Annotated in this window: 13 protein-coding genes and 8 tRNA genes; 17 read left to right on the forward strand and 4 right to left on the reverse strand. The window is 39.5% G+C overall.

Features of this window, described 5'->3' with window-relative positions; translation table 11 throughout:
• The first annotated feature begins 46 nt into the window (after positions 1-46).
• From AC27JL_RS15365 to AC27JL_RS15385, 5 genes are all read left to right on the forward strand, one after another.
• Positions 47-874, forward strand: a complete 828-nt coding sequence (locus tag AC27JL_RS15365) for an ABC transporter permease subunit (RefSeq protein ID WP_008132232.1) — start codon at positions 47-49, stop codon at positions 872-874.
• A complete protein-coding gene (locus AC27JL_RS15370; protein ID WP_010557097.1) occupies positions 871-1,779 on the forward strand; it encodes an ABC transporter ATP-binding protein in 909 nt (302 codons plus the stop codon). The genes AC27JL_RS15365 and AC27JL_RS15370 overlap by 4 nt, the downstream gene beginning before the upstream one ends.
• Positions 1,779-2,153 carry a PH domain-containing protein gene (locus tag AC27JL_RS15375; RefSeq protein ID WP_006794021.1) on the forward strand — a complete coding sequence of 125 codons (375 nt, stop codon included), beginning with the start codon at positions 1,779-1,781 and terminating at the stop codon, positions 2,151-2,153. Before AC27JL_RS15370 ends, AC27JL_RS15375 begins: the two co-directional genes overlap by 1 nt.
• A gap of 197 nt (positions 2,154-2,350) precedes the next feature.
• Positions 2,351-3,139 carry a putative porin gene (locus tag AC27JL_RS15380; protein WP_487195988.1) on the forward strand — a complete coding sequence of 263 codons (789 nt, stop codon included), beginning with the start codon at positions 2,351-2,353 and terminating at the stop codon, positions 3,137-3,139.
• Between the two features lie 252 nt (positions 3,140-3,391).
• On the forward strand, positions 3,392-5,668 hold the full coding sequence (locus AC27JL_RS15385; protein WP_487195989.1) for an acyl-CoA dehydrogenase: 2,277 nt from the start codon (positions 3,392-3,394) through the stop codon (positions 5,666-5,668).
• 64 nt (positions 5,669-5,732) lie between these two features.
• On the opposite strand, the gene AC27JL_RS15390 is transcribed toward AC27JL_RS15385, so the two are convergent.
• Together AC27JL_RS15390 and cysK are read right to left on the reverse strand one after the other, a co-directional pair.
• The gene (locus AC27JL_RS15390) at positions 5,733-6,167 is read right to left on the reverse strand and encodes a hypothetical protein (RefSeq protein ID WP_006794018.1); all 435 of its coding nucleotides are present in this window, start codon (positions 6,165-6,167) and stop codon (positions 5,733-5,735) included.
• 143 nt (positions 6,168-6,310) lie between these two features.
• A complete protein-coding gene (cysK, locus tag AC27JL_RS15395; RefSeq protein WP_487195990.1) occupies positions 6,311-7,279 on the reverse strand; it encodes a cysteine synthase A in 969 nt (322 codons plus the stop codon).
• 458 nt (positions 7,280-7,737) lie between these two features.
• Here cysK and AC27JL_RS15400 point away from each other — a divergent pair, with 458 nt between their 5' ends.
• From AC27JL_RS15400 to AC27JL_RS15455, 12 genes are all read left to right on the forward strand, one after another.
• Positions 7,738-8,889: a dicarboxylate/amino acid:cation symporter gene (locus AC27JL_RS15400; protein ID WP_006794016.1), complete on the forward strand. Its 1,152-nt coding sequence runs from the start codon at positions 7,738-7,740 to the stop codon at positions 8,887-8,889.
• A 150-nt stretch (positions 8,890-9,039) separates the two neighbouring features.
• A complete protein-coding gene (gene uvrY / locus AC27JL_RS15405) occupies positions 9,040-9,690 on the forward strand; it encodes a UvrY/SirA/GacA family response regulator transcription factor (RefSeq protein WP_006794015.1) in 651 nt (216 codons plus the stop codon).
• 9 nt (positions 9,691-9,699) lie between these two features.
• Complete coding sequence (uvrC, locus tag AC27JL_RS15410; RefSeq protein ID WP_487195991.1) at positions 9,700-11,523, forward strand: excinuclease ABC subunit UvrC; 1,824 nt, start codon at positions 9,700-9,702, stop codon at positions 11,521-11,523.
• Between the two features lie 42 nt (positions 11,524-11,565).
• A complete protein-coding gene (gene pgsA / locus AC27JL_RS15415) occupies positions 11,566-12,111 on the forward strand; it encodes a CDP-diacylglycerol--glycerol-3-phosphate 3-phosphatidyltransferase (RefSeq protein ID WP_006794013.1) in 546 nt (181 codons plus the stop codon).
• Between the two features lie 140 nt (positions 12,112-12,251).
• Positions 12,252-12,327 (forward strand) — tRNA-Gly (locus tag AC27JL_RS15420).
• A 30-nt stretch (positions 12,328-12,357) separates the two neighbouring features.
• Positions 12,358-12,431, forward strand: a tRNA-Cys gene (locus AC27JL_RS15425).
• 36 nt (positions 12,432-12,467) lie between these two features.
• Positions 12,468-12,553: transfer RNA gene (locus tag AC27JL_RS15430), tRNA-Leu, on the forward strand.
• Positions 12,554-12,618: 65 nt separating this feature from the next.
• Positions 12,619-12,694: transfer RNA gene (locus tag AC27JL_RS15435), tRNA-Gly, on the forward strand.
• A 39-nt stretch (positions 12,695-12,733) separates the two neighbouring features.
• Positions 12,734-12,820 (forward strand) — tRNA-Leu (locus AC27JL_RS15440).
• A gap of 126 nt (positions 12,821-12,946) precedes the next feature.
• Positions 12,947-13,022 (forward strand) — tRNA-Gly (locus AC27JL_RS15445).
• 19 nt (positions 13,023-13,041) lie between these two features.
• A tRNA-Cys gene (locus AC27JL_RS15450) sits at positions 13,042-13,115 on the forward strand.
• 38 nt (positions 13,116-13,153) lie between these two features.
• Positions 13,154-13,240 (forward strand) — tRNA-Leu (locus tag AC27JL_RS15455).
• 462 nt (positions 13,241-13,702) lie between these two features.
• Here the strand turns inward: AC27JL_RS15455 and AC27JL_RS15460 are convergent.
• Both AC27JL_RS15460 and AC27JL_RS15465 read right to left on the reverse strand, forming a co-directional pair.
• Positions 13,703-15,301: a BCCT family transporter gene (locus AC27JL_RS15460; protein WP_487195992.1), complete on the reverse strand. Its 1,599-nt coding sequence runs from the start codon at positions 15,299-15,301 to the stop codon at positions 13,703-13,705.
• 139 nt (positions 15,302-15,440) lie between these two features.
• Positions 15,441-16,856: an alanine/glycine:cation symporter family protein gene (locus AC27JL_RS15465; RefSeq protein ID WP_039038045.1), complete on the reverse strand. Its 1,416-nt coding sequence runs from the start codon at positions 16,854-16,856 to the stop codon at positions 15,441-15,443.
• Positions 16,857-17,301: the final 445 nt, after the last annotated feature.

Here is a 17,301-nt window from a genome sequence, read left to right on the forward strand (position 1 = left end):
ATTAGGCTTTGAACTAAAGCATGAGCAACGTCATTAAGGATAGTCAATGGCAACACCATTACCAATAAACGTAGGGCGATTAACGCAAATTGCGGGATTTGAGCTTGTACGTATGTTTTTAACTAAACGTGGGCTTATAGCACTTGCAGCATTTGCACTCGTTTGGTTAATTATTTTACGCTACCCGATAGGGCAAGCTGTGAGCATTATTAGCTCCCCAAACTTTGAGCAAATAGCTCGTGATATTTCAGGCTCAATTGGCTTGAGTAAACTTCTTGATTGGCCTGAAGCTGAGTTTGCTATGTATTGGCTAATTGCTTTGTACAGTTTTCCTGTGTTTAGTTTATTTATTTGTAGTGACCAAACAGTGGGTGACAGAGAGCGCGGTACACTGAGGTTTTTATCATTGCGTTCAACCCGATTTGAAATTTTGTTTGGCCGGTTTATAGGGCAATTAGCTGTATTAACGTGTTTGGTCGCAATTACTCTTGTGGCTACATTAGCGGTATTAGGGTATCGCGATCCGAGTTTGTTGGTAGGGGGCGTTGGCCGCGCTGTGTCGATATTTTCAATTCTTATAGTTACATTTGCACCATTTGTGGCGTTAATGACTTTAATTAATACTTTTGCACGTTCATCGCGGTTATCAATTGTACTCGCTATTTTATATTTTACAGCGGGTGGAATTGTAGTGGGTTTACTACAATGGCAAATACCTGCATTAAGCGTGCTTGATTATTTATTCCCGGGTGTACAAATAGAGCAACTCGCCGGTCAAAACCTGCCATTATTAAGTGCCGTGGGAATACCACTTGTACAAACAGCTGTGTTACTGGCAGTGGCTCAACGTATTTTTGCAAGGAGCTCACTATGAATCCATTAATTACAGGGCGTAATTTAAGTAAGTCGTATGGGTCTAAACTTGCGCTTAATAATGTGAACTTTGAAATTGAGCAAGGTGCTCCTGTTGCTCTAGTTGGCCCAAATGGTGCGGGTAAAACGACATTATTTAGTTTGTTATGCGGCTATATAGCGCCCAGCAATGGTGAGCTTGAAATACTTGGCCATAAACCCGGCAGTGCCGCCTTATTTAATAAGGTCAGTGCTTTACCACAAGATGCGCAGCTCGATCCGCGTTTTAATATAGATAAACAACTTGCTTTTTACGCCAAATTACAAGGTATGAGTACCAAGCAAAGCCAAACAGAAGCATTGCGCGTGCTTGATTTAGTTGGGCTGCGTGAAATTGCTAAAAACCGTGCAGGTGATTTATCTCATGGTATGCGCAAACGTGTAACAATAGCGCAGGCTCTTATTGGTTCGCCGCAAATTGTTATGCTAGATGAGGCAACCGCAGGACTTGATCCTATTCATGCCAGAGAAGTACGTGAGTTGGTGTCAACGTTGAGCTCTGAAGCAACCTTTATTTTAAGTTCGCACGATTTAACTGAGCTTGAGCGGTTATGTTCCCAAGTGCTGCATTTAGATAAAGGCGTATTGAGTGAGCACCAAACAAAAGTAAATCAAACCGACAAACACTTTTACACATTAATGCTAAACGAGATGTATGAAAACGTTGAGCAACAGTTACAGTTACTCAATGGTGTAAGCTCTGTTTATATGAGCCAACACAAAGAGTATGTTATTGAATACACACAATCTGAGCAGGCACTTGATATTGCACTATTACAGTTTTGCCACCAACATAATTGGCAATACAGGCAATTGGTTAATGGCCATACATTAGAAAATCAAATTTTTAAACAGGAGAAAGTATAATGGGTTTATTAAGCGGATTAATGGGTAACGCAAGCGAAGTTGATGATTCTGATTTAGAAAAAGTACTCGCTAATACATTAATTGAGGGTGAGCACGTCGAAAAAGCCTATAAAGTTATTCGCGATATGTTCATTTTTACTAATAAGCGCTTAATTTTAATTGATAAGCAAGGTGTAACTGGTTCTAAAATGGAAATGGTGAGTATTGCTTACTCTAAAATTACCAAGTTTAGCAAAGAGAGTGCAGGGCACTTTGATTTGGATGCTGAACTTAAAATTTGGATTGGCTCTGACCCAACGCCACTTACAAAAGAGTTTAAAGCAGGCGATAACATTAATGAAGTTTATAGAGTAATTAGCCAACACGCTCTATAATTGTACAACTACTTTAAGTAGTTGTTGACTAAATGTTGCAACTACTTTAATTTTACAGTTTCTTACATCTCCTTACAATTAACTCAACAAATACAATGGCTTAATTAAGTTTTCATTCAGTTTCCCGGCGTTAGCATGTGCCCACTTTAGTAATTTAGCTAAAGCATAAAACGCAATGTACATAGGGAAGTCTTACAATGAAAAAATTAGCAGTTATTATTTCAAGCATTTTATTATCTAGCACTGCGGCTGCTGCAGACAGCTATAACTCAATCAGTAACTTAAGTTACAAAGATAGCGACAATAACGATACCGTTGCTGTAGATTCTATTTATTACCTATCACCTAAAAAAACATTAGGCCCGTACGACCAATTTGAATACATTAATAAACAAAGCAACATTTACGGCGCATACGCTGATGACGACTTTAGCGATACAACGTTAGTTGGTGGTGAATACTTTATTAATGAATTTGTTATTGGTGCATCATACACAAACCTTGATGTTGGCAATCATAACGAAGCATATACAATTTCAGGTGGTTACTTTTTTAACCCAGATTTGCTTGCAAAAGTGACGCTAGTTGAAAATAAAGATGGCGAAGACTTCGCTTTATTCGATTTAGCGTATAACCATATGCTTAACAGTACCGATTACATTGGTGTAACTGTTACTGCGGATGATGATTTTGATTACCGCGCCGTTGCTGCTAAATACTTTATTGATTTACAGCAAGGTAACTACTTAACATTTGAAGGTAAATACGAAAGCATTGATGATGCTGAAAACCAATGGGTGGCAGAAACGAATTACTATTTCTCAAAAGCGACCTCTGTATTTGCAAGCTACGATAAACAAGATACCTACAGCTTTGGTGCTCAGCACTTCATTAACAAAAATATTGGCTTTAAAGTAGGTTACGAAAACAATGCCGATGACTCTGATAATGATGCTTACTTTGCAAACATGCGTTTTCAGTTTTAATGAATAACGCAATTTAAGTTTTCAGCTTAATTGAAATATAAGCCCGCTCATGCAGCGGGCTTTTGTATTAATAAGGCTTATACTTTTTATTTTTTAGTTGCTTTACCCATATCAAAATTAATAATTACAGACTAGTTTATTCTTTATTCCCTAATTTACAGGCTTAGTAGACAGCGTATTTGCAATGATTGTATTTAAACTAAGATGGGTCATACTTAGGTTATTAATTTCTAATGTTAAAGGAATGTAGGCATGTCGGTATTTATCATTTTACTGGTTGTTATGGTGGTTATTTTTGCTGTTAAAGATATCCGCTTAAACCTGATCAGTAGACCCACGTTTAAAATGTTTAAAAAAGTACTTCCACCGCTTTCGCAAACAGAGCGAGAGGCTATGGAAGCAGGCGATGTTTGGTGGGATGGAGAACTATTTAGTGGTAACCCTGATTGGAAAAAATTACACAATTTTCCAAAGCCAGAATTGAGCGAAAAAGAAAACGCATTTATGGCTGATCAGGTTGAGACCCTAATGGCGATGCTAGATGATTACCAAATAGTGCAAAAAGACAAAGACTTGCCAAAAGAAGTGTGGGATTACTTAAAAAAAGAAGGTTTTTTTGCATTAATTATTCCTGAAAAGTTTGGTGGGCGAGAGTTTTCGGCGATTGCTAATTCAACCATTGTGTCAAAAATTTCGACTAAGAGTTTAACTGCGGCGGTTACCGTAATGGTGCCAAATAGTTTAGGGCCAGGTGAGCTATTGCTGCATTACGGTACTAAAGAGCAACAAGACCGCTGGTTACCAACGCTTGCCAATGGTGAAGATGTTCCATGCTTTGCACTTACAGGCCCAGAAGCAGGCTCTGATGCCGGTAGCATTCCAGACTCTGGTGTTGTATGTAGAGGAGAGCACAATGGTGAAGAAGTAATTGGCCTACGTTTAAACTGGTCAAAACGTTACATTACCCTTGCACCCGTTGCCACAGTATTAGGACTTGCTTTTAAAATGTATGACCCCGATGGTTTATTAGGAGACGAAAAAGAGCTTGGTATTACGTGCGCACTTATTCCAACCGATCACCCAGGAGTTAAAACAGGTGAGCGCCATTACCCACTTAATATGGCATTTATGAACGGTACAACTTATGGTGAAGACGTGTTTATTCCGCTTGACTGGATTATTGGTGGGCAAGAGTGTGCGGGGCGTGGATGGCGCATGCTGGTGGAGTGTTTAAGTGCAGGGCGTGGTATTTCGCTGCCGGCTTTAAGTGCTGCAACCGGTCACTTAGCGGCTAAAATGACTTCAGCATATGCCGTAGTTCGCCAGCAATTTGGTGTATCTATTGGGCAATTTGAAGGTGTGCAAGAAGCACTTGCTCGCATTGGTGGTTTAACTTACACGCTAGAGTCATGTCGGTTAATGACGGCTGGCGCAATCGATTTAAAGCTTAGCCCTTCGGTTGTCACTGCTATTGCCAAATACCATATGACTGAAATGGGTCGTACAGTCATGAATGATGCGATGGATATTCATTCAGGCAAAGGCATTCAGGTGGGGCCAAATAACTATCTGGCACATGGTTATATGGGAATACCGGTGTCTATTACGGTAGAAGGCGCAAATATTTTAACTCGAAATTTAATGATATTTGGCCAAGGAGCGACCCGTTGTCATCCCTTTGTTCTAAAAGAAATGGAGGCAGCTGCACTTGAAGACGACGATGCTGCTCTGAATCAATTTGATGGTTTATTAATGAACCATATATTATTTGCGGTAAGTAATGCCAGCATGGCTTTTATACATGGTTTAACACGTAGTTACTTTGCAAAAGCGCCTGTTGGCGGCGAAACCGCAGTTTACTACAAGCACCTAAGCAGAATGAGCAGAGGCTTGGCTATTTGTACCGACGTAGCCATGTTAATGTTAGGTGGTGAGCTTAAACGCAAAGAGATGATATCTGCCCGATTAGGCGACGTATTGAGCCAGTTGTATTTAGCTTCTACGGTTTTAAAACGCTATGAAGACGAAGGTCGTCAACAAGCAGACTTACCTTTTGTTAAATATGCGATAGAAACATCGTTATTTGAAATTGGCCAAGCGTTTGATGGTTTTTTCAAAAATTTCTCAAACCCAATTATTAATTTTGTGCTTAAGCGTATTGTATTTCCAATTGGCAATCATTACGAAAAACCAAGCGATGAAATTGCACAACGTATTTGCGAGCATATGACACAACCAGGTGTGTTTAGAAATCGCTTAACTCATTTGTGTTATGTAGATGAAAACGCAGGTACAGGGGGAATGGAAAATGCATTTTTAGCTATGCACGATATGCAGGCTCAATTCAAAGATTTAAAACAATGGCAGCGCAAGGGCAATATTCCTGCAACGCTCGATATTGAAGGTGCGATTAACTTTGCATTAGACAATGATTTAGTAACGCAAACCGATGCCGATGCTATGCACCATGCCAATAAGCTACGTAAGCAAGCAATAGCGGTTGATAACTTTCAGCAAGGCGAGTTGTAGCTAATTATTTGAACCGTAAATAAAAAAGGCCTTACATGTGTAAGGCCTTTTTTTAATACAATGATTAACGTGCGTATGGGTCTGCAACTATTTTGTCGATATACCATTTACCTTTTTTACGTAGCATTTTTACGCTACGCATATCATCTATTTTGTTACCATTTAAATAACCGGTGAAAATAAGATTTATTTTAGCATTGTCACCATACTGTTCGCGTACACTCATATTGGTCATATCGACTTCAATAATAACCTCATCGTACTGCATGTTAACTAAGTTACGAGTAAATTGTTTAGCTGTACCGTACGACTTCATGATTCGCGTAAGGTTGGGTGTTGCCATGGTTGTTGCTTTTTGAAGGTCTTGCTGATTGTACAAGGCATCAAAGTAGGCTGTTGCAGTGTCTCCGGGTGAATCGCCAAGTTTTTTTACATCATCGCCACAGGCAACTAAAAACAAACACAGAATAAGGCTGACTAAATAGGTTATTTTTTTCATATTAATTTTTGTTAGTTAGTTTTATTTAAGTGTGTGGTGAATTAGCTAATATGTAAAGACATGGAAGGTAAATAAAAGATATTACAGAGTAAATAATAAAAAAGGATGCCTAAGCATCCTTTCAAAAAAATGGTTAGTTATGCTTATTGAACAAGCTCTTGGTCGCTAAATTCCTCATCAAATAGCGGGCTTGATAAGTAACGTTCAGTGGCACTTGGTAAAATTACAACTATATTTTTGTCGGCATTTTCTGGTTTTTCAGCAATGCGTTTTGCTGCCACTACAGCAGCGCCCGATGAAATACCCACTAGTATACCTTCTTTTTTCATTAGCTCATGTGCCATAGCAATTGCATCTTCGTTAGATACTTGCTCTGCAGCATCTATTAGGCTCATGTCTAGGTTTCCAGGGATAAATCCTGCGCCAATACCTTGGATTTTATGTGGCCCTGGCTTAACTTCTTCACCGGCAAGTGTTTGGCTGATCACTGGTGAATTAGTTGGCTCAACAGCAATAGACTTAACATTTAGACCTTTTTCTGTTTTAAGGTAGCGACTAACACCTGTTATAGTCCCGCCAGTACCTACGCCTGCTACAAAGTAATCTACTTTTCCGTCAAGAGCATCAAAAATTTCTGGACCTGTAGTCTCAAAGTGTATTTTTGGGTTTGCTGGATTCTCAAACTGCTGTAGCAAGATATACTTTTCAGGATCGGTGGCTTGAATCTCTTTTGCTTTTTGGATTGCACCATTCATACCTTTAGCACCCTCTGTAAGCACAAGGTTAGCACCCAACGCTTTTAGAAGTTTACGACGCTCTAAGCTCATAGTGTTAGGCATAGTAAGCGTTAGTTTATAACCACGTGCTGCGGCAACGAAGGCCAATGCAATACCTGTATTACCAGATGTAGGCTCGATAAGTTCTTTACCCTCAGTTAGCTGACCTGCTTTTTCAGCCTCCCAAATCATCGATGCACCAATGCGGCATTTTATACTAAAGCTTGGGTTACGCGCTTCCACTTTAGCGAATACATTCCCACCTGTAACACGTTTAAGTTTTACCAGTGGTGTATTACCGATACTAAGTGAGTTATCTTCAAAAATAGTAGACATAATGTTCCTTTGGATACAATCTGATCAACGTGCTAATAGCCTTTGCTACTAACTATATGTTGACACTTTACTGAGAGTTTAAAAAAATAAAAGTAAAGTTTGGCTATAAGATATATCTATTGAGCTTATAACTAAGTGAAATAAAAATCTATATTAGCTGTGCCTTTTGTTATTAGGTGCGCACATTTAATTTAATGATAAGACGCTTTTGTTTGTTATGTCGGCTTTTTACCTATAAATAAAATAAAGAGACGCTTAAATATTTAAATAGGCGCAGACACTCATGCGGCCTAACGGCTAATAAATTGAGTGATTTTTGAATATGATACTTTACCGAGGTCAAATGCACTTTTTATTGATGATTATTTATGCAAACAAACTTTAGTTCAGCGGTTTTATGACACAAGCTAACCAAAACATGATAAAAACGTTTATCTAACAATAATTGAGTAATAAAAATGAAGTTAATTTTAAAGTTAATTGCCGGCATTGTGGCTGGTATATTGGTAGGCTTTTATGTGCCTTTGACAGGTGTTGAACTCTTATTTACGGTTAAAGAGTTAATTGGTCAAATTATTTCCTTCACTATTCCTCTTATTATTTTGTTTTTTATTGCTTCTGGTATTGCAGGGCTTCCTAAAGGTTCTGGCCACTTACTTGGTAAAACGGTTGGATTTGCATATAGCTCTACCGTCATTGCCGGCACGCTTGCTTTTTTATTAGTCAGTGCTGTTATCCCATTTTTAAGTGGGGGTATTACATTTGAAGCTGAAGTAGCCACGGAAATAGGCAGTTTTATTGATATAGAAATCCCACCATTAATGGGGGTGATGACTGCGCTTGCTACGGCTTTCATATTTGGTATTGGTATGAGCCAGCTTGAATTAGACACACTAAAAAAAGTATCTGATCAGGGTCGTGATGTAATAGATGCGTTATTGTCAAAAGTGATTATTCCGGCATTACCGTTTTATATTGCCGGTGTATTTGCTGAAATGACTGTAGCAGGCACAGTGGTTGATACGCTGCAAACATTTGGCGTGGTGCTCATTGCAGCCCTTGTAATGCATTGGCTATGGTTAAGTGTTCTATATATTGCAACAGGCATTTTATTGAAGCGTAATCCACTTGAATTAGTTAAAAATATGCTACCGGCTTATTTTACTGCATTAGGTACTATGTCGAGTGCAGCAACTATTCCTGTGTCGTTGCAATCAAGTAAAGCAAATAATGTTAAAGAAGACGTAGCAAACTTTACTGTACCTTTATGTGCCACCATTCATTTGTCGGGTTCAACGATTACGATTGTTACGTGTGCCATGGCCGTTATGTTTTTATCGCCAGGTATGGAAGTGCCATCGTTAATGGGCATGTTGCCATTTATATTTATGCTCGGTGTTGTGATGATTGCAGCGCCAGGCGCACCGGGTGGTGCGGTAATGTCGGCGCTTGGGCTTTTAACAAGCATGCTTGGCTTTAATGAAGGGGCTGTGGCATTAATGATTGCACTGTACTTAGCACAAGACAGCTTTGGTACGGCATGTAATGTTACCGGTGATGGTATTATTGCATTATGGGTTGACCGTTTTAGTGAAAAGTCAGCCTCCTAAATCGCTGGGCACATTGATTTCAGTACTTTTAACTTTAGTTAACGTGCCTGAGTGAGAGCGATAATATTAGTTATTGTTTCGCTTTAACTGTGTTAATGTGACAAATTAAATTATTTAGACGTGTGTAGTTGAGTTAATGAGGGTATTGCATTGATTAATGTACTTTTAGTTGATGATCATGAACTAGTACGAACTGGGATCAGACGCATATTAGATGATGTGCGTGGGTTTAAAGTTGTAGGTGAAGCAAAAGACGGTGAAGCCGCTGTTCAGTTTTGCCGACAGCACACACCTAATATTGTACTTATGGATATGAATATGCCTGGCATGGGTGGATTAGAGGCAACTAAAAAGATTTGTCGCTATTGCCCAGACGTAAAAATTATCGTTCTTACTGTTAATTGCGAAGACCCATTTCCGTCTAAAGTAATGCAAATTGGTGCTCACGGCTTTCTTACCAAAGGAGCTGGCTCTGATGAAATGGTTCGTGCCATTCGTTCAGTTCATGCAGGTCAACGCTACATTGCGCCTGAAATTGCACAACAAATAGCACTGGCACAGGTTACTGGTCGTACAGACGAAAATCCGTTCCAGAGTTTATCAGAGCGCGAACTTCAAATAATGCTTATGATCACCAAAGGTGAAAAAGCACAAGATATTGCAGAGCGCTTAAACCTCAGTTCTAAAACAGTTAATAGCTATCGTTACCGAATGTTTGAAAAATTGAATGTAGGTGGCGATGTTGAACTTACACATTTAGCTATTCGTCATAAGATGATTGACATAGACGTGTCGTACTAACCCTTTTATATGTCTGAATTTGATCACGTACATTTTTTAAAAACGCTATCAAGCGAGCCCGGTGTTTACCGCATGCTTGATAGTGACAACCAAGTTATTTATGTTGGTAAAGCTAAACAATTAAAAAAACGCGTAAGCAGTTACTTTAGATCCAACATTACCGACAGCAAAACCCGTGTTTTAGTCAGTAACATTAATGATATTGAAGTCACACTGACCAACACCGAAACCGAAGCGCTACTGCTCGAAAATAACCTCATAAAAAAATATCAGCCTCGTTATAATATTCTACTGCGAGATGATAAGTCTTACCCCTATATTTTATTAACGAACCATAAGCATCCGCGGTTAGCGTTTCATAGAGGTAGCCGCAAAATAAAAGGCGAGTATTTTGGTCCATTTCCGAGTGCAGGCGCTGTCTCGGAAAGTTTGCGTTTAATGCAAAAAATATTTCCCGTTCGTCAATGCGAAGATGCTTATTATCGTGCCCGAAGTCGCCCTTGTTTGCAGTATCAGCTCAAGCGTTGCTCTGCGCCATGCGTTAATAAAGTTACCGAGCAAGACTACGGTGAACAAGTTGACTATGTTCGCAAATTTTTGACGGGTAAATCGGATGAAGTCATTGCCGAACTAATAAAAAAAATGGAAGCAGCCAGTGCGGAGCTCAACTTTGAGCTTGCCGCAAAAGTACGTGACCAAATAATGCTACTGCGTAAAATGCAGGAGCAACAATCTATTTCGGGTAACTTTGCAGAAATGGATGTGGTGGGCTTTGCGCATTTAAATGGATTAAACGGCATACATTTATTGATGATTCGCGATCATAAAGTGCTCGGCAGTAAAACGTACTTTCCAAAAGTACCCAAAGATTCAAGCGAGCAAGAAATTTTAACTTCATTCTTAGGTCAATATTATTTAGCACCAGGTGCAACAGGACGCATTGCTAAAGAAATTATACTCCCGTTTGAAATAGAAGAGAGCAGTGCGTTAAGCGAAGCACTGACGCAAATAAGCGATCGTAAAGTGGCGCTTAAAGTGGTTACACGTGGAGAGCGCGCGCAATACCTTCAACTAGCAAATAAAAATGCGTTAAACAGTATTGCTGTCAAACAAAGTACACAAGACTCTATTAATAAACGCTATGCCCAATTAAAAGCAACATTACGCCTAGATGATATAGCGCGAATGGAATGTTTTGATATAAGCCATACTATGGGAGAAAACACGGTAGCAAGTTGCGTTGTTTTCGATTCGCAAGGCCCAAATACAAAAGAATACAGGCGCTATAATGTAACCGGTATAACCGGTGGTGATGATTATGCAGCCATGGAGTTTGCTTTAAATAAGCGTTACAACAAATTAGTGGATGAAGACAAAATCCCCGATGTAATATTTATAGATGGCGGTAAAGGACAGTTAGGGCGTGCAGAGCAATATTTTTCTAATTGGTCTCATTCTAAAATGCCTCTGCTAGTCGGGGTTGCAAAAGGAACGAGCCGTAAACCTGGCCTAGAAACATTACTCATAGATGGGGGGCGTAAAACAATTCCGATGGATTCTGATGCGCCTGCACTTCACCTAATACAACATATACGAGATGAATCTCACCGTTTTGCAATAGCTGGGCATCGTAATAAGCGTCAAAAACAGCGAACACAATCATTGTTGGAAGAAATTAATGGAGTAGGTTCTAAACGTCGCCAAACATTATTAAAATATTTAGGGGGCATGCAGGGGGTAAAAGCTGCTAATATAGAACAATTAAAGAAAGTTCCCGGGATCAGCCCTGATATGGCTGAGAAGATATTTAACCATTTACATGACAAGGGCTAGCCCTTCATGCGAATATAAAAGAAAAGACATATCCAAGTAGTTATGTGGAATATTCCAAACACACTCACAACATTTAGACTTTTTCTTATCCCCATTTTTTTGGTGATATTTTATTTGCCTTATAGCTGGGCTTTTTTTGCTGCCGCTTTTATTTTTTGGCTTGCATCAATTACCGATATACTTGATGGCTACCTTGCAAGAAAATTAGAACAATCAACGCCATTTGGAGCCTTTTTAGATCCTGTTGCAGACAAGGTAATGGTGTGTGCTGCACTTGTTGCTCTCTCTGATCAATATCAGTCAATGTATATGACCATTCCTGCGCTTATTATTATTAGTCGAGAAATAGTTATATCAGCATTAAGGGAATGGATGGCTGAGCAGGGCAAGCGTGGCAATGTAGCTGTATCTAATATGGGAAAAATTAAAACTGCCGCACAAATGTTGGCCATCATTGGTTTGATTTGGCAATATGACACCTGGATGAATTATTTAAGTTTTGGGCTACTCTATATAGCAACCTTTTTGACCCTGAGTTCTATGCTGCAATATTTGAACGCTGCATGGAGTGAATTGACCAAAAATTAACTGTAAATGTATAATAACGCACCGTTTTAGATAAAAAACAAGCAAACAGTTCAAAACTAGCATTTTTTGTATTGACGCGTTTAATAATCTCTGTAGAATGCGTCCGTGTTGAGAGGGCATAGCCCCCAAGATAACGAAATGCGGCACTAGCTCAGTTGGTAGAGCGCGACCTTGCCAAGGTCGAGGTCACGAGTTCGAGCCTCGTGTGCCGCTCCAAGTTATCTAAGGTTATAACCCCAGTGCTGGGGCGGAATGGCAGAGTGGCCATGCACCGGATTGCAAATCCGTTTACCCCGGTTCGACTCCGGGTTCCGCCTCCAATCAACAATCCACACGCTTTAAATAGCAAACTCGATGCCCGAGTGGTGGAATTGGTAGACACAAGGGATTTAAAATCCCTCGCTCTTAGAGTGTGCCGGTTCAAGTCCGGCCTCGGGCACCACTTTGTGGTTTAGTTATATGCACCAACATATAACTTTTAAAATGTAATAGTAGAATTAATATGATGCGGCACTAGCTCAGTTGGTAGAGCGCGACCTTGCCAAGGTCGAGGTCACGAGTTCGAGCCTCGTGTGCCGCTCCATATTAGTTTTATCCACTTGCTTTAAATAGCAAACTCGATGCCCGAGTGGTGGAATTGGTAGACACAAGGGATTTAAAATCCCTCGACTAACAAGTCGTGCCGGTTCAAGTCCGGCCTCGGGCACCACTTTAAATTATAATACCAAGATAATTTAAAGTTGATAAATTAGTTTTTTTGGCATTAGTTCAGTTGCCAGAATGTTTACCGCGATACAGTCGCGTACTAACAAAAAAATTACTGACAAAGTTTAATGCGGCACTAGCTCAGTTGGTAGAGCGCGACCTTGCCAAGGTCGAGGTCACGAGTTCGAGCCTCGTGTGCCGCTCCAAATTATATGGAAGCGTTAAGGCGGAATGGCAGAGTGGCCATGCACCGGATTGCAAATCCGTTTACCCCGGTTCGACTCCGGGTTCCGCCTCCACATAATTTACTCCACGCGCTTTAATTAGCAAACTCGATGCCCGAGTGGTGGAATTGGTAGACACAAGGGATTTAAAATCCCTCGACTAACAAGTCGTGCCGGTTCAAGTCCGGCCTCGGGCACCATCTCTATATAAATCCCAAATCAGAAATCACAAAAACTCACACCACAAATTTTTTAATATATATTCAAATCTCATTTATCTAATCTATTTTTAATATCTCCTTAACTTTACTATTTAAAGATTTTGTCACTTAGCCTTTGCAAGGCCCAATTTTTATCGTCATTACTCTATTTCACTCAGCTCAGTTAATACCAATCCGAAATAGTACTTAATTATGTGAATCTGTATGAGTAACGCACTTGTCCATAACAAAATAAACAAATCAGAACATTAGTAATTTAATTACTCCTTTATCTATCTTTTAGTCAATCAGATATTTTCAACACGATGAGAGTAAGGTTTGCTCTTTTAAAATAAAAAAGTAGTAACTAGAGCTAGATTGAGGAAAATGTGACGTGGCTATAATAAGTTTTAAATGAGTTGTATAAGCGACTCTTAAGAGCCACTTATACCGGATGAATTGTTAGTGCAGTTTGCTTTGAACCTTATAAGTAGGGTATTCGCTTAGCAAGCCTTGTATAAGCGCAACACACATTAAAATAAGTATGATTGAAAATGGGAGTGCAGTAGTTACTACACCAGATTGAAGTGCTTGTAAGGCTTGCGAGCCGCCAACCCAAAGTAACACTGCTGCTATCATACCTTCGACAGTAGCCCAAAATATACGCTGTGGCACTGGTGCATCAATTTTACCGCCAGCAGTTATGCCGTCTATCACCAGTGATCCTGAATCAGATGAAGTGATAAAAAAGACTAAAACTAAAGCAATAGAAATAATAGAAATAAAGCTAGAAAACGGTAGCTGTTCATATACCTGAAATAAAGTAACTGAAATATCAGTCAAACCATTTTGTCCAAGTGGTCCGACTTTGTCTATAGCTTGTGTTATTGCCATATTGCCAAATACACTCATCCACACAAGGCTAAGCAGAGTTGGTAGCCCTATAACAACAAGTAAGAACTCTCGTACAGTGCGCCCTTTAGAAACACGCGCTATAAACATACCAACAAACGGTGACCAAGATATCCACCACGCCCAATAAAATACAGTCCAAGAATGCATCCAATCTTCATCGGGCCTATTAAAAGGATTACTCAATGGTACAAAATGTTCTACGTATGCTCCCAGGGTAAACCAAACAGCAGGGATTGAATCAGAGAATGTAAGTACGATAACAACTAACAGCAAAAAAAACGCACAAATTAAATTAACGTTGCTTAGTACTTTTACACCGCCCTCAATACCTCTAATAACAGAGAAAATAGCAATACACGTTACTAAGCCAATAACAGATATTTGAAAAGCAGTGCCATAATCGGTGCCTAATAGGTAATTTATACCACTGGTCGCTTGTTGTGCGCCAAGCCCCAGTGATGTTGCTAAACCAAATAAAGTCGACAATACCGCGAGTATATCTATGATATGCCCCATCCACCCCCATGCGCGATCACCAAATAAGGGATAGAATACAGAACGTATAGACAAAGGCAGGCCTTTATTAAATGCAAAAAAAGCCAAGCTTAAGCCAACTACTGCGTAAATTGCCCATCCGTGCAAACCCCAGTGGTACATAGTCGCACCTAAAGCTAATGAATGTGCTTGTGGTGAATTGGGTTCAACCCCCATAGGCATATGATACCAACCTGTATAATAAGCTGTTGGTTCTGCAACACCCCAAAATAGTAATCCAATGCCCATTCCTGCAGCAAATAACATGGCAAGCCACGATATGTAACCATGCTCTGGACGAGCTTTGACACCGCCTAAACGAATTTTACCTAAGGGAGAGAATGCCAAGATAATACAAAAGATTACAAAGGCGTTAGCAAGTAACATAAAGTAACTATCGAATTGATTTATGATAGCGTCTTTAGTGGAGGTTAGTGCGTCGCGGGTAACGGTAGGGTCAAAAACCAAGCTAAGCAATACAAATAAAACAACTAAAAAAGCGCTTATTCCAAATACAGGATTATGTATATCAAACCCCCATTTTTGAATATTATCTTGTCCAACTTGATAATCAGTGGTGTCGATACTGTATTTTTTTGTCATGTCACCCATCTGCTTTCCTTTTTTAAATATCTCTTTGTGTTCCTATACGTAGTAAATATAAAGTAGTCGTAAAAATTAACCTAAGTTTTAATGTTGGGTAAATAAACTTTAGAACTAAAAAAGCGAGCCGGAGCTCGCTATTTTATTTTTATTTCCAAGCTAGAGGGTCTACCTCTTTATCTAGTTTTGGATGTTTACTTTTATCAAACGAGGGGATTAGGCCTTTTTTACGTTGTTCGTTATAGTCTTTTGAAAGCCATACAACGACACCTGAAAGCATAAATAACGCGATTACATTAACAATAGCCATTAAACCCATAGATATATCTGCTAATGTCCAAATTAATCCGAGCTCACCTACGGCCCCAAACATAACCATTCCTAAAACAATCAAGCGGAATATAAACATCCCTTTTTGGGAGTTATGTTCTAAAAACATAAGATTAGTTTCTGCATACGAGTAATTAGCAACAATAGAGGTAAAGGCAAAGAATAAAATTGCAATAGCGATGAAATAAGTGCCCCAACTACCAACATGTTCTGATAATGCTGCTTGAGTCAATTCTATACCCAATACTCCTGATTCAGGAATTAATTGCTGAGATAGAAGGATAAGTGATGCAGTCGCAGTACAAATTACAATTGTGTCAATAAAAACCCCAAGCATTTGCACATAACCCTGTGAAGCAGGGTGAGGAGGGTAAGGTGTTGCTGTTGCTGCAGCATTAGCGGCGCTACCCATACCCGCTTCGTTAGAGAACAAACCACGTTTAATTCCTTGGATCATCGCTTGTATTACACCATAACCTATAGCGCCGGCACCGGCTTGCTCTATTCCAAAAGCACTGTTAATTACTAACATGAATACATCAGGAAGTGCAGCAAAGTTAATAGCACAAACATAAAGCGCAACACATAAATAGGCCAAAGCCATAAAAGGCACAACCATTTCAGCAAATCGAGATATTGTTTTAAGGCCTCCAAATATGATGATCCCAGAACCAATAACTAAACAAATACCTACAATATATTTAGGGATATCAAATGCTACTTCAAAAGCGGCAGCAATAGAGTTTGACTGCACAGCATTAAATACCAGACCAAAAGCTAAAATTAAACACAGTGAGAATAAAACCCCCATCCAACGTTTACCTAAGCCAGTTTGCATATAGTAAGCTGGACCACCTCTAAAATTGCCTTCAGCATCTTTTGTTTTATAAGCTTGTGCAAGTGTACTTTCGGCAAAGCTTGTCGCCATACCAATTAATGCAATTAACCACATCCAAAAAATAGCTCCCGGGCCACCCAGATACAATGCAACAGCGACACCTGCCATATTCCCAGTACCGACTCGAGCTGCTAATGAAGTACAAAAAGCTTGAAAAGAAGAGATTTCGTTATTCGCACATTTTCGAGATCCAAACATGACCTTGAACATATGTGGAAATTGTACAAATTGAATAAAACCTAATTTAAAGGTGAAAAATAAACCCGCTGCTATTAATAAGTATACGAGAACGTGCCCCCACAAGAGACCACTTATACTATTTATTATATCTGCCATAAATACTACCTAAAGACATGCGTTAAAAAAGTGACCGCAACTTACCATAGGAATGACAAAGTGTTTAGAATAAACGACCATAAAAACAAAGTTATCAACAGGTGTTTGTGGGTAACTTGTGTTTAGGGTGTGCGCTTGCTTGGGGTGCAATTTAAATCACTTTTTTAGCTAAAAAAGGCTTGCGTTAAATTCGCGGCTCCCTATAATGCGACCCCACTGAGACGGCAGAGCAGGCAACGCTTAAGCTGCAAGCAAACCACTTAGTGAGTCGAGTAAAACTTAAGTTTAGATTTTTATAAAATTTAAAATTAAGTGTTGACAAAAACACAGGAAAGCGTAAGATTCGCTTCCCTTGAGTCGCTAAGGCAACTCAAACGTTCTTTAACAATATAAAGCAATCATCTGTGTGGGCACTCGTACAGATTGAGTTCTAACAGCCAAACTG

It is taken from the genome of Pseudoalteromonas sp. 4NS20-0020, from assembly GCF_057554385.1.

What these genes read in the sequence shown, in the direction of transcription:
- AC27JL_RS15370 (WP_010557097.1), top strand. Translation starts at nt 871, where the DNA reads ATGAATCCATTAATTACAGGGCGTAATTTAAGTAAGTCGTATGGGTCT.
- uvrC (WP_487195991.1), top strand. Translation starts at nt 9,700, where the DNA reads ATGTCTGAATTTGATCACGTACATTTTTTAAAAACGCTATCAAGCGAG.
- AC27JL_RS15390 (WP_006794018.1), bottom strand. Translation starts at nt 6,167, where the DNA reads ATGAAAAAAATAACCTATTTAGTCAGCCTTATTCTGTGTTTGTTTTTA.
- AC27JL_RS15375 (WP_006794021.1), top strand. Translation starts at nt 1,779, where the DNA reads ATGGGTTTATTAAGCGGATTAATGGGTAACGCAAGCGAAGTTGATGAT.
- AC27JL_RS15385 (WP_487195989.1), top strand. Translation starts at nt 3,392, where the DNA reads ATGTCGGTATTTATCATTTTACTGGTTGTTATGGTGGTTATTTTTGCT.
- AC27JL_RS15380 (WP_487195988.1), top strand. Translation starts at nt 2,351, where the DNA reads ATGAAAAAATTAGCAGTTATTATTTCAAGCATTTTATTATCTAGCACT.
- AC27JL_RS15460 (WP_487195992.1), bottom strand. Translation starts at nt 15,301, where the DNA reads ATGGGTGACATGACAAAAAAATACAGTATCGACACCACTGATTATCAA.
- pgsA (WP_006794013.1), top strand. Translation starts at nt 11,566, where the DNA reads ATGTGGAATATTCCAAACACACTCACAACATTTAGACTTTTTCTTATC.
- AC27JL_RS15365 (WP_008132232.1), top strand. Translation starts at nt 47, where the DNA reads ATGGCAACACCATTACCAATAAACGTAGGGCGATTAACGCAAATTGCG.
- cysK (WP_487195990.1), bottom strand. Translation starts at nt 7,279, where the DNA reads ATGTCTACTATTTTTGAAGATAACTCACTTAGTATCGGTAATACACCA.
- AC27JL_RS15465 (WP_039038045.1), bottom strand. Translation starts at nt 16,856, where the DNA reads ATGGCAGATATAATAAATAGTATAAGTGGTCTCTTGTGGGGGCACGTT.
- AC27JL_RS15400 (WP_006794016.1), top strand. Translation starts at nt 7,738, where the DNA reads ATGAAGTTAATTTTAAAGTTAATTGCCGGCATTGTGGCTGGTATATTG.